We start from the raw sequence: 11,261 nt of genomic DNA, 5'->3' as shown, positions 1-11,261 counted from the left end.
GGGGTCCTCTTGATGGGCCGCTGATTCAGGCGCGCTGCTTGGCAAAGAAATCGAGACAAGCCTGCTTGCCACCCTGGAAGATGATGCGCTCGCGCTTGTTGCCAAGCTGGTAAAGATACATGGGATCGTAATAGCGGGTCAGCAACAGGGTGATCCAGGCCAGGTGCAGCGAGGTATCACCGCTGCTGGCTTGCTCGGTGAGCGCGCTCTGCATCAGGGTGTCCAGCTCGCGATGGGCCTGATCGCCAAGCCGACGCTTGAGTCTGGCCAGTGCATCGGTCAGGTAGGCGGCAAACAGCGGCCAGCCTGCTTCGGCGCCAAACATCGCCTGATAGCGCAGCCAGAGATCGTGCACATAGTCCTGGCGGATCTGTTGGGCTCGCTCTTCTTGCGGCACTTCGACCACCACCAGCGGCGCCTGGCTCATGGCATCGAACAGTGGATTGGGCAGGCAGCAGCGGCCGATGAGGCGGCTCTCGTCTTCCACCACGAACGCCTGCTCGCCCTGATGGCGGCGTTTGAGCAGCTCGATGGCCAGGTTGTTTTCAAAGTTGATGTTGCTGGGCTGGCCGCCGGGCAGCTGGCCAAACGACGACCCCCTGTGATGAGCATGGCCTTCCAGATCGAGCGCCTGAGCCACCTCGGCCAGCATGTGGGTCTTGCCGGAGCCGGTCATGCCGGTCAGCACGGTCCACTGGCACTCTACCGCCGCACTGTCCAGGGTATCGATGAGGAAGCGGCGAAGATCCTTGTAGCCACCAGCTATCCGCGGGCGGGTGACCCCCGCCTCATGCAGCCACTGCTGCACCGTTTGCGAGCGCAGGCCGCCGCGAAAACAGTAGAGCACGGCATCCGGCTGCCGGTGCAGCTGGGCAAGCCAGCCCTCGAGGCGTTCGGCCCGCACGGCGCCACCGACCAGTTGATGGCCCAGAGCGATGGCGGCCGCCTGCCCCTGCTGCTTGAAGCAGGTACCGACCTGGGCCCGCTCATCATCCGTCATCAACGGCAGATTGGTCGAGCAGGGGAAAGCCCCCTCCTTGAACTCGATGGGGGCGCGCAGGTCGATGAGCGGAACGTCATCCAGAAAAATCCGGGCGTAATCCGTGGCCAGTGGCAGTGCACTCATTGGACAACCTCGATGAACTGGTTGCCGGTGCGGGCCTGCAGCTGGCCGATGGGGGAGAGGGTCAGCCCTGCCTGTGTGGCAATGGCGAGGAGCTCGGCTTCACTTTCTTTACCGACGGCTACCAGCAGGCCGCCGCTGGTCTGCGGGTCGCACAGGATGTTGCGGGTGCGGTCATCCATGGCGTCCAGCTTGTCGCCATAGGAGTCGAAGTTGCGCAGGGTGCCACCCGGTACGCAGCCCTCACTCAGGTAGTAATCCACCTCGTCCAGCAGCGGCAGCGCCTTGAAGTCCAGACGGGCACTGACGCCGGACCCTTCGCACATCTCCAGCAGATGGCCGGCCAGACCAAAGCCGGTCACGTCGGTCATGGCATGCACACCAGGCAGCTCGGCAAAGCGCTGGCCAATCTTGTTGAGTGTGCACATGGCGTTGGGGGCCAGTTGCTCGTGCTCGGGTTTGAGCTTGCCCTTCTTCTGGGCGGTGGTGAGGATGCCGATGCCAAGCGGCTTGGTCAGATAGAGGGTGTCACCCACCTTGGCGGTGTCGTTCTGCTTGATGGCATTGAGCGGCACGATACCGGTCACCGCGAGGCCGAAGATAGGTTCGGGGGCATCAATGCTGTGGCCGCCGGCCAGAGAAATACCTGCTTCGTGGCACACCTGACGGCCGCCGTCGATCACCTGCTGGGCCACTTCCGGCGCCAGGGTGTTGATGGGCCAGCCGAGAATGGCGATGGCGACGATGGGTTTGCCACCCATGGCGTAGATGTCGCTGATGGCGTTGGTGGCGGCGATGCGACCGAAGGTGAAGGGATCATCGACGATGGGCATGAAGAAGTCGGTGGTGGAGACGATACCCTGACCGTTGCCGATATCGACCACGGCCGCGTCATCCTTGCTGCTGTTGCCAACCACCAGCGTCGGGTCGTCAAAGCCCGGGATCTGGCTCTTGAGAATGGTGTCGAGCACCTTGGGAGAGATTTTGCAACCGCAGCCAGCGCCGTGGCTGTATTGGGTCAGACGAATGGAAGACATACTTTCCCCTTGTGTGTGCAAACTTGTGTGTACAAATAAGTGCAGCGGCTCTGTGGAGCCGTCAAATGTGCGCGTATGCGCGCGAAATTCGGGTGGCCTTGGCTGGCTTTGAGCGCAGCGATGTCAGGCAGCCGTGCAAGGCTGTCTGGCAGGACGGGGGAGGAGAGGCGACAGATGCGCCGGCGCAGCCCCGCCAAGGGCCACAGGACGGGCCATTATGCCACAAATGGCCGCTCTGGTTCGAACTGGAATTCACACAAAACGCAGGGAATTGGCGGGTTTAGAGGAAAGGGGCAGCCTTCGCCATAACGCTGGCAAGGCTCTCCCCCGGCGTAGCCCCGAAGGCGAGCCATGCTGCCATCGGGGCCATCTTTTGGTGGGGAACTTAGCCGGCTTGCTCCATCACCGGCTGGCGAGTCTTGCCGAGCCGGCGCAGGCGCCGTTGCAGCGGCCGCTCCAGCAGGGTGTAGCTCAGCGCCGAGAGGCCGATCAGCACCGCCAGCATCAACATGGTGGCCAGCACACCCAGCAAGGGGTTGGTCTGGGCATACCACCACGCGGTGAGCCCTGGCGCCAGATAGTGGACAAGCTCGCAGCCGGTGAGCAGCACCAGCGCGTGCAGCAGGTAGATGGAGTAGGAGAGATCCCCCAGCCAGTTGGTGAAGCGGTTATCCAGGAGGCGCAGCAGCGGGCTCTGGCGATCGCCCTGGCAGGCGGCAATCCAGATCAGCAACACGTAGGCGCTGATCAGCAGCAGGGTCAGCTGCGGCGTCATGGTGAACTGCATCAGCGCGAAGGGGAGCAGAAAGGCGAGCAGCAGCGGCAGATCCTGCTGCATCATGGGCCACTGGCGGGCGGTCTTGACCTTCGGCAGCAGCCAGAGGCCGAGCACGAATTCACTCACCCCGCGCGCGATGGCCAGTGCCCCGCTGGTGACATCCAGGGTACCGCGACTGTGCACGATAAAGGCCAGCACCGTCAGGGCCAGCAAGGGGACGAGGTTGCTCCAGCGGCTGCGGGTGACGGCGAGGGGAATGAGCAGCGGAAACAGCAGATAGCTAATCCACTCCACGCTGAGCGACCAGGCGGCGAAGTTCCAGGTCAATCCGTGATCGGTCACCACCTGCAGCAGCAACAGGCTGCTTGGCAGCGCCTCGGCCGGGGTAAAGGGTGAGCCGAAAGGAGGCATCCCTTCCCACTCCCACATCTTGAACAGGGGGCCGGCGTAGAAGCCAATCCCATGGTGGGCCTTGTAGAGCTCCCAGCCCACCAGCAGCAGCAGGGTCACCAGGTAGAGGGGATAAACCCGGGTCAGCCGCAGCCAGAGGAAGCGGCCATAACTTATGGTGCGGGGCGAGTGGGCGAAGCCTTCCCCGTAGACATGGGCCAGCACCAGCCCGCTCAAAATAAAGAACAGATCGACCCAGAGGTAGCCGTTTTCGATGAGTTGGGTGTGGCCGGCGATCGACTCCATCCACTGGGGAAAGAGCAGCAAGCGGGCGTGGAACAGCACCACCATCAGGGCAGCGATGCCCCGCAGCGGCGTCAACAGCGGCAATGATTGATTCATGACGGGATCCTTGATGATGTTCAGCTTGGCCTGACATCAATTTTTGTTGTGGTGCCGCTCATCAACCCTGATGAGTCGGCTGCCCAGGCTTGGCAGCCACAGGCGGGATCACCCTACCTAAAAGAGAGCCATACGGGTGTGATTTTCGTCATGAATGCGCATTTATCATCCAAAAACCAGCAAGGGATCCGCGCTGCAGCGAAGGTGAAGAGGGGATCTAGACTAGGGAAGTCATCCATCAGCGTGCAAGGATCGTCCCGATGAAACTCTATGCCCATCCTTTCTCATCCTACAGCCAGAAGGTGTTGATCGCCCTCTACGAGAATGCCACCCCGTTCGAGTACCGGAATCTCGAAGAGCCGGCGGCCAACGTCGAACTTGCCGCCCTCTGGCCGCTCAAGCGCTTTCCCGTGTTGCTCGATGACGGTCGCTGCATCCTCGAGAGCAGCACCATCGTCGCCCATCTGCAGGCGCACCACCCGGGCCCCGTCTGCCTGATCCCGCCTGGCGATGCGGGCCTGGAGGTGCATATGCTGGATCGCGTCTTCGACAACTATGTGATGACGCCGATGCAAAAAGTGGTGCTGGATGCGCTGCGCCCGGTCGCGGATCGCGACCGCTATGGCGTAATGGAGGCCCGCGAGCTGCTCGATCAGATTTACCCCTGGCTCGATCAGCGGCTGGAAGGGCGCCACTGGATTGCCGGCGCTGGCTTCACGCTGGCCGATTGCGCCGCCGCCCCCTCGCTCTTCTACGCCGACTGGGCCCACGAGATCCCCGCTGGCTATGGCCGCCTGCGTGCTTATCGCGCCCGGCTGCTTAGCCATCCCTCCATCGTGCGGGTGGTGGAGGAGGCCAGGCCATTTCGACACTACTTCCCGCTGGGCGCGCCGGCGCGTGATTGAGCGGGATGATTTGTGGCAGGCGGAATATTGCCGCCCCGGGCAATGTGCGAGGCGGACAGGGGCATGGCGGCATCAACTGCAGGGGAAAAACAGCAGTATTCATTAAGGTGAGTGAGTATGCGTTTATGGCTGATATTTCCCCGAGAAATTTTGAATGTTGATGCGTAATATTTCATGTTTTTGCATAAAGAAAATGCCGAATAGTCCCTGCCGGTGGGCTGTGTATGCCATGTCTGGGTGAAAGAGAGATGAGAAGCGGGCTAACGAGGCGGCAATTCCAGATTGAGGATGGCTGCAGTCAGTCGAAGAGGATTGTTGGGGGCACCCATCGCTGCTGGTGGCAGGGTGAGGTTATCTCTTTGGCGGCTGCATAAAAAAAGCCCGCTTTGATCGCGGGCTTTTTGATGGCTTGCCGGACCCAGTCCTAGCCCGGATCTGGAACCGGGGACAAGGGGGCTGCGCTGGTCTGCTCGGCTTAGCGGGCACGCACCACCAGCCCCTTGAGGTAGAAGCCTTCCGGATAGGCGGTACCGATGGGGTGATCGGATGCCTGGGACAAGAGCTCCAGGATCTGGGCATCGCGGCCGGCATCGAGCGCCGCATCGGCGACGATCTTCTGGAACAGGCTCTGTTCCATCAGGCCGGAGCAGGAGTAGGTCAGCAGCACACCACCCGGCGCCAGCAGCTGGAACGCCAGCATGTTGATGTCCTTGTAGCCGCGGCAGGCACCCAGCAGCTGGGCCTTGCTCTCGGCAAACTTGGGCGGATCCAGCACGATGACGTCGAACTTCTCACCCTTCTCGCGGTATTCACGCAGCAGCTTGAACACGTCGTGACGAACGAACTGGGTGTTGCTGGTATCCAGTCCGTTCAGCTCGGCGTTCTGGCGGGCGATATCCAGCGCGTTCTGGGAGAGATCGACGTTGACCACTTCCTTGGCGCCGCCCTTGAGGGCGTAGACGCCAAAACCACCGGTGTAGCAGAAGCAGTTGAGCACCCGCTTGCCTTCGGTGTACTTGGCGGCAGCCTGGCGGTTATCCCGCTGATCCAGATAGAAACCGGTCTTGTGGCCGTTGCGGATGTCCACCAGGATCTTGACGCCGCTGTTCTCCTCGATCACCACCGGCTCGGTCGGGGTCTCGCCATAGATGACGCCGGTGCGTTCCTTCAGCCCTTCTTTCTTGCGTACCGCCACGTCGGAGCGTTCATAGATGCTGCACTCGGGGTAGAGGGTACGCAGTGCTTGTGTTATCAGCTCGCGCTGGAACTCGGCGCCGGCGGAGAGAATTTGGCACACCAGAAAATCGGCATAGCGGTCGATGGTCAGACCCGGCAGGCCGTCGGATTCGGCGGCGCAGAGGCGGTAGCCGGTGAGGCCCTGACGCTTGATGAGCCCGTCGCGGGACTCCTGGGCGTATTTGAGGCGACGGATGAAGAAGTCGAGATCGACGGTTTCATCTTTGTCGAAGGTCCAGACCCGGGCGCGGATCTGGGAGCTGCCGGACCAGGCACCGCGGGCGAGCCACTTGCCATCCTGGGTGTAGATCTCGACGGTATCGCCATCGATGGGGTTGCCCTGTACCCGCTCGATCCCCTTGGAGAAGATCCAGGGGTGGCGACGCAGCAGGGATTTTTCGCGGCCTTTGACGAGATAGATGGAAGCGCTCATGGGGGTTGCCAGATGGTCAAAAGAAAAGGGGCCACATTCTATGTGGCCCGCTGGCAAAACTCAAACAACCTTGGCAGATAGCGTCAGGCTCTGGGAGCTTGCTAATCAGATTTTTAGCCCCTTCAGCGCCTGCGCCAGCTCGGTGGCGGTGGCCTTGAGGCCGGCGGTGCCGGCCACCGAGGCGCTGGCGGACTCTTCCACCTGGCCCGCTTCGTGGCGCACCTGATCCAGATTGCGGGTGATCTCCTCGGCCACCGAGCTCTGCTGCTCGCTGGAGGTGGCGATCTGGGTGCTCATCTCCAGCACCGCATCGCTGTGGTTGCTGAGCTTGTCGATATCGAGCCCCACTTCGCTGATCAAGGCCTGGCTGCTGGCGGCGCGACCTACGGTTTTCTCCATGATGTCGTTCAGCGCGCCGGTGCCGGCCTGCAGCTCTTCGATCATCTGCTGGATCTCCACCGTGGCCTGCTGGGTGCGGCTGGCGAGGGTGCGTACCTCGTCGGCCACCACCGCGAAGCCGCGGCCCTGCTCGCCGGCGCGGGCTGCCTCGATGGCGGCATTGAGGGCCAGCAGGTTGGTCTGCTGGGAGATGGCGTTGATGACGCTTACCACCTCGTTGATGCGGTTGGCGTTGTGGGTCAGTCGTTCCACCGCGCCGGAGGCGTTGCCGATCTCGTCGGCCAGGGTGCGGATGGCAGTGATGGTGCGCGATACCCGGGCGGCGCCGTTGGCCGCTTCTTCGCTCGACTGACGGGTCTGCTGCAGGGTGTCGTTGGCGTTGCGGGCCACTTCACGGATGGCGGCGGACATCTGCTCCATGGCGGCGGCCAGGGAGTCCATGTGCTGGCGCTGGGAGCGGGCCATGCTCTCGCCCTCGCTGGCATGATCGCGAAACTCGTCGGCGGCCAGGGTGAGCGCCTCGGCGGACTCTTCTACCAGTTGCACTATCTTGTGTTGGCGGTCGGTGAATCTGTCGATGCTGCCCGCCAGAATGGAGAATTCGTCGCGCACCGGGAAGAAGTTGAGACGGAAGGTGAGATCGCCATCCGCCACGGTCTGCAACGCCTTGTTGGTGGAGTAGAGCGCACCGGAGACAAAGGTCATCAGGTAGTGGGTGACCAGCGCCAGCAGGGCGGCCAGCACGGCGATGATGGTGAGCGTGGTGCCCTGACCATCCCACATGGAGTAGCGGGAGGCATCCAGGGTGCCGGTGATGACCCCGGCCTGACCGGCGCTGGCACCATATCGATAGATGTCGCCCTGCCGGGTTAACCCTGTGCTGCCGGTCGGGCTCAGGGTGAGCTCGGCCGGCAGGGTGAGACCGGCGTGCTGGCTTGATAGCTGGGCACTGAGTTCGACCCGCTGCTTGAGCTGATCCAGGCGCAGCTGCATCTGTTGCTGGTGACCGTCTGCCAGCAGATACCAGCTGAGAAAGACGATGAACAGCAGCGGGCACCAGAAGGTGATGAGAAATTTTTCGCTGATCGTGAGGTGAATGAGATAACGGTCAACCCACCGAAACTTTACTTCTTTCATAATGGTATTGCGTCCTGCAAGGGGATGAGAGTGTCGCGCTCATTATCGCCTTGGGGGGAAATTTCTTAAGGGGAAGGTGTGAGAAATGGGAGAGCAATCGTTTGTCGTGCGAGTGTGGGGCCTGGTTCAGGGGGTGGGGTTTCGTTACTTCACCCGGGAGCGGGCGCTGCAACTGGGGCTGCGGGGCCACGCCTACAACCTGGAAGATGGCTCGGTGGAGATCCTCATCTGCGGGCCGGAGCAGAGCGTGCAAATGATGCTGGGCTGGCTGGAGCGCGGGCCACGCACCGCCGAGGTGACCCGGATGGAGTATGAAGCGGCGCCACCACCCAAGGGAAGCGGCTTTCATACCAATTGAGCGCCTTGCCAGGCCAATGACGCCGAACAGCCATGAAAAACGGGAGCCACACAGGCTCCCGTTTGCATCGATGGCACTCTTGAGTCAGCCGGCCTGGGCGGCATCGGCGATGGCCTGGGTCTTGGCCAGCACCGCCTGCAGGGCGGGGCGTTTGGCCAGACGATCCCGATAGGCCGCCAGCTTGGGTGGAATGTTCTGCTCGAAGCGGGTGGCCCACATCAGGGTATGGGCCAGCAGCAGATCGGCGATGGTTACCTGCTCACCCAGCAGGTAACCCTGCTCGGGCACCCAGGATTCGGCGATGGCCGCCGCCTTGTCGAACTCCCATTTGGCGGTGGGGAAGATGGCCGGCAGACGCTGGGCCTCGGGCAGGGCGAAGCGGTGCTTGCCGATGGTCCACAGCGGCTGCTCCAGCTCGCAGGTGATGAAGCTGACCCACTGGGCGTGCAGCGCCGAGGCCTGGGTCCCTCTGGCTGGCAGCCAGTTCGGGCCATACACCTCTGCCAGGTACTGCATGATGGCGGCAGATTCGGTCAGCACAAACTCCCCGTCCTTGAGCACCGGCATCTTGCCGCTCGGGTTGAGGGTCAGAAACCAGTCGCTGCGGTTCTCGCCCTTGGCGAAGTCGAGAAACTGGAACTGCCATGCCACGTCCAGCTCTTCCAGTAACCAGGATACGCGCAGGGCCCGGCTGACGGGGGTGCCATATAAGGTGATCATGCTTGCTCCTTGCCTGATGAAGGGGGCCATGGGCCCGAAGTGAATCGCCAGTCTAGGCAAATTACCCAAACGCAACAAGCACCGAAGGGGTGAAGCGCGCACCATCCAGGGCGTTCAGTGGGGAGAGGAAAGAGGGAAGGGGGCGAAGAAGGCAAGAAGAGGGCAAATAAAAAAGGGAGGCCGCAGGCCTCCCTCGTTGCTTGATGTGCGGGCAGCGCTTACTTGACGCGCATACCCGGCTTGGCGCCTTCCTGCGGCTCCAGGATCCAGAGATCCTTGCCGCCAGGGCCTGCCGCCAGCACCATGCCTTCGGACATGCCAAAGCGCATCTTGCGCGGGGCCAGGTTGGCCACCATCACGGTCAGCTTGCCTTCCAGATCTTCCGGGTTGTAGGCGGACTTGATGCCGGCAAACACCTGACGGGTCTCGCCACCGATATCCAGCTGCAGCTTGAGCAGTTTGTCCGCTTCCGGTACGGCTTCGGCCTTCTTGATCAGCGCCACCCGCAGGTCAATCTTGGCGAAGTCGTCGTAGCTGATGGTCTCGCTGATGGGATCGTCTACCAGCGGGCCGCTCGCTTTCGGTGCCTGCTCTTTGGCCAGATCTTCCTTGGACGCGTCGATCATGGCTTCGATTTTGGCCGGCTCGATGCGGGAGAACAGCGCCTTGAACGGGGCAACGGTGTGATCAACCAGCGGCATTTCGATGCCATCCCAGCTGAGGGTTTCCCCCAGGAAGGCTTCGGCACGCTCGGCCAGGAGCGGCATCACCGGCTTGAGGTAGGCCATCAGCACCCTGAACAGGTTGATGCCGACGGAGCAGACCGCCTGCAGCTCGGCGTCAGCGCCTTCCTGCTTGGCGATGACCCAGGGAGCCTTGTCATCCACGTAGCGGTTGGCCTTGTCGGCCAGCGCCATGATCTCGCGGATGGCGCGGCTGAACTCGCGGCTCTCGTAGGCCTCGGCGATGGCTGTGCGGGCGTTGGCGAACTCGGCGTAGAGCTCGGGCTCGGCGCAGGTGGCGGCCAGCTTGCCGTCGAAACGCTTGGCGATGAAACCGGCGTTGCGGGAAGCGAGGTTGACCAACTTGTTGACCACGTCGGCGTTGACGCGGGCGACGAAGTCATCGAGGTTCAAGTCCAGATCGTCGATGCGGCTGTTGAGCTTGGCAGCGTAGTAGTAACGCAGGCACTCCGGATCCAGGTGATTGAGATAGGTGGAAGCCTTGATGAAGGTGCCCTTGGACTTGGACATCTTGGCACCGTTGACGGTCACGTAGCCGTGCACGTTGACCTTGGTCGGCTTGCGGAAACCGGCGCCTTCCAGCATGGACGGCCAGAACAGGCAGTGGAAGTAGGCGATGTCCTTGCCGATGAAGTGATAGAGCTCGGCCTCGGAGTCCGCTTTCCAGTAGCTGTCGAAATCGATGTCGCCGCGCTTGTTGCACAGGTTCTTGAACGACGCCATGTAGCCGATGGGTGCATCCAGCCAGACGTAGAAGTACTTGCCCGGGGCGCCGGGAATTTCGAACCCGAAGTAGGGGGCGTCACGGGTGATGTCCCACTGCTGCAGGCCGCTTTCGAACCACTCCTGCATCTTGTTGGCCATCTCCTCCTGGATGGCGCCAGAGCCGCGCACCCACTCTGCCAGCCATTTTTCAAACTGCGGCAGATCGAAGAAGAAGTGTTCGGAGTCCTTCATCACCGGGGTAGCGCCGGAGACGGCGGATTTCGGATCGATAAGCTCGGTCGGGCTGTAGGTGGCGCCGCAGCTGTCGCAGTTGTCGCCATACTGCTCCGGGGACTTGCACTTGGGACAGGTGCCCTTGACGAAGCGGTCCGGCAGGAACATGGACTTTTCCGGATCGAACAGCTGGGAGATGGTGCGGCTCTTGATCTTGCCGCCGGCCTGCAGACGGCCGTAGATCAGCTCCGCCAGCTCGCGGTTCTCGTCGCTGTGGGTGGAGTGATAGTTGTCAAAACTGATGTTGAACCCGGCGAAGTCGGCCTGGTGCTCCTTGGAGACGGCCGCGATCATCTCTTCCGGGGTGATCCCCAGCTGTTGGGCCTTGAGCATGATCGGGGTGCCGTGGGCATCGTCGGCACAGACAAAGTGCACCTGGTGACCGCGCATTCGCTGATAACGAACCCAGATATCGGCCTGGATGTGTTCCAGCATGTGGCCAAGATGGATGGAGCCATTGGCATAGGGAAGGGCGCAGGTTACCAGCATTGTACGAGGATCAGTTGCCATATAGTCGTTCTTGATGTGCTTGTTGGGATGATAGAGTGCCGTGCATGTTACCCGAATTGGGGGTAGCCTGCCTAGGGTTGTGGCTCGTCCG

9 protein-coding genes are annotated in these 11,261 nt (G+C 62.0%); 2 read left to right on the top strand and 7 right to left on the bottom strand.

Going from position 1 to position 11,261, the window contains the following annotated elements; genetic code table 11:
* Positions 1-25: 25 nt before the first annotated feature.
* From mnmH to E5E96_RS18650, 3 genes are all read right to left on the bottom strand, one after another.
* Positions 26-1,126, bottom strand: a complete 1,101-nt coding sequence (gene mnmH / locus E5E96_RS18660) for a tRNA 2-selenouridine(34) synthase MnmH (protein ID WP_171282813.1) — start codon at positions 1,124-1,126, stop codon at positions 26-28.
* The gene (selD, locus tag E5E96_RS18655) at positions 1,123-2,160 is read right to left on the bottom strand and encodes a selenide, water dikinase SelD (protein WP_139750217.1); all 1,038 of its coding nucleotides are present in this window, start codon (positions 2,158-2,160) and stop codon (positions 1,123-1,125) included. The genes mnmH and selD overlap by 4 nt, the downstream gene beginning before the upstream one ends.
* 385 nt (positions 2,161-2,545) lie before the next feature.
* Positions 2,546-3,730, bottom strand: a complete 1,185-nt coding sequence (locus tag E5E96_RS18650) for an acyltransferase (RefSeq protein ID WP_171282812.1) — start codon at positions 3,728-3,730, stop codon at positions 2,546-2,548.
* Positions 3,731-3,990: 260 nt separating this feature from the next.
* Here E5E96_RS18650 and E5E96_RS18645 point away from each other — a divergent pair, with 260 nt between their 5' ends.
* Positions 3,991-4,635: a glutathione S-transferase family protein gene (locus tag E5E96_RS18645; RefSeq protein WP_171282811.1), complete on the top strand. Its 645-nt coding sequence runs from the start codon at positions 3,991-3,993 to the stop codon at positions 4,633-4,635.
* 475 nt (positions 4,636-5,110) lie between these two features.
* On the opposite strand, the gene E5E96_RS18640 is transcribed toward E5E96_RS18645, so the two are convergent.
* Together E5E96_RS18640 and E5E96_RS18635 are read right to left on the bottom strand one after the other, a co-directional pair.
* Positions 5,111-6,304: a class I SAM-dependent methyltransferase gene (locus E5E96_RS18640; protein WP_171282810.1), complete on the bottom strand. Its 1,194-nt coding sequence runs from the start codon at positions 6,302-6,304 to the stop codon at positions 5,111-5,113.
* Between the two features lie 105 nt (positions 6,305-6,409).
* The gene (locus E5E96_RS18635) at positions 6,410-7,840 is read right to left on the bottom strand and encodes a methyl-accepting chemotaxis protein (protein WP_171282809.1); all 1,431 of its coding nucleotides are present in this window, start codon (positions 7,838-7,840) and stop codon (positions 6,410-6,412) included.
* Positions 7,841-7,925: 85 nt separating this feature from the next.
* Here E5E96_RS18635 and E5E96_RS18630 point away from each other — a divergent pair, with 85 nt between their 5' ends.
* Positions 7,926-8,198 (top strand): acylphosphatase, encoded by a 273-nt coding sequence (locus E5E96_RS18630; protein WP_016350729.1) that lies wholly within the window; start codon positions 7,926-7,928, stop codon positions 8,196-8,198.
* A gap of 84 nt (positions 8,199-8,282) precedes the next feature.
* On the opposite strand, the gene E5E96_RS18625 is transcribed toward E5E96_RS18630, so the two are convergent.
* Complete coding sequence (locus E5E96_RS18625; protein WP_102988772.1) at positions 8,283-8,918, bottom strand: glutathione S-transferase family protein; 636 nt, start codon at positions 8,916-8,918, stop codon at positions 8,283-8,285.
* A gap of 218 nt (positions 8,919-9,136) precedes the next feature.
* On the bottom strand, positions 9,137-11,170 hold the full coding sequence (metG, locus tag E5E96_RS18620; protein ID WP_017408400.1) for a methionine--tRNA ligase: 2,034 nt from the start codon (positions 11,168-11,170) through the stop codon (positions 9,137-9,139).
* Between the last annotated feature and the right edge of the window lie 91 nt (positions 11,171-11,261).

It is taken from the genome of Aeromonas sp. 1805 (assembly GCF_013085525.1).
GTDB lineage: Bacteria > Pseudomonadota > Gammaproteobacteria > Enterobacterales > Aeromonadaceae > Aeromonas > Aeromonas hydrophila.
The sequence above is the reverse complement of the archived record's forward strand: the minus strand, read 5'-3'. Positions and strand labels throughout refer to the sequence as shown.

Excerpts from the sequence above, each read along its gene's own strand:
- metG (WP_017408400.1), bottom strand. The coding sequence starts at position 11,170 with ATGGCAACTGATCCTCGTACAATGCTGGTAACCTGCGCCCTTCCCTAT.
- E5E96_RS18650 (WP_171282812.1), bottom strand. The coding sequence starts at position 3,730 with ATGAATCAATCATTGCCGCTGTTGACGCCGCTGCGGGGCATCGCTGCC.
- E5E96_RS18630 (WP_016350729.1), top strand. The coding sequence starts at position 7,926 with ATGGGAGAGCAATCGTTTGTCGTGCGAGTGTGGGGCCTGGTTCAGGGG.
- mnmH (WP_171282813.1), bottom strand. The coding sequence starts at position 1,126 with ATGAGTGCACTGCCACTGGCCACGGATTACGCCCGGATTTTTCTGGAT.
- selD (WP_139750217.1), bottom strand. The coding sequence starts at position 2,160 with ATGTCTTCCATTCGTCTGACCCAATACAGCCACGGCGCTGGCTGCGGT.
- E5E96_RS18635 (WP_171282809.1), bottom strand. The coding sequence starts at position 7,840 with ATGAAAGAAGTAAAGTTTCGGTGGGTTGACCGTTATCTCATTCACCTC.
- E5E96_RS18625 (WP_102988772.1), bottom strand. The coding sequence starts at position 8,918 with ATGATCACCTTATATGGCACCCCCGTCAGCCGGGCCCTGCGCGTATCC.
- E5E96_RS18645 (WP_171282811.1), top strand. The coding sequence starts at position 3,991 with ATGAAACTCTATGCCCATCCTTTCTCATCCTACAGCCAGAAGGTGTTG.
- E5E96_RS18640 (WP_171282810.1), bottom strand. The coding sequence starts at position 6,304 with ATGAGCGCTTCCATCTATCTCGTCAAAGGCCGCGAAAAATCCCTGCTG.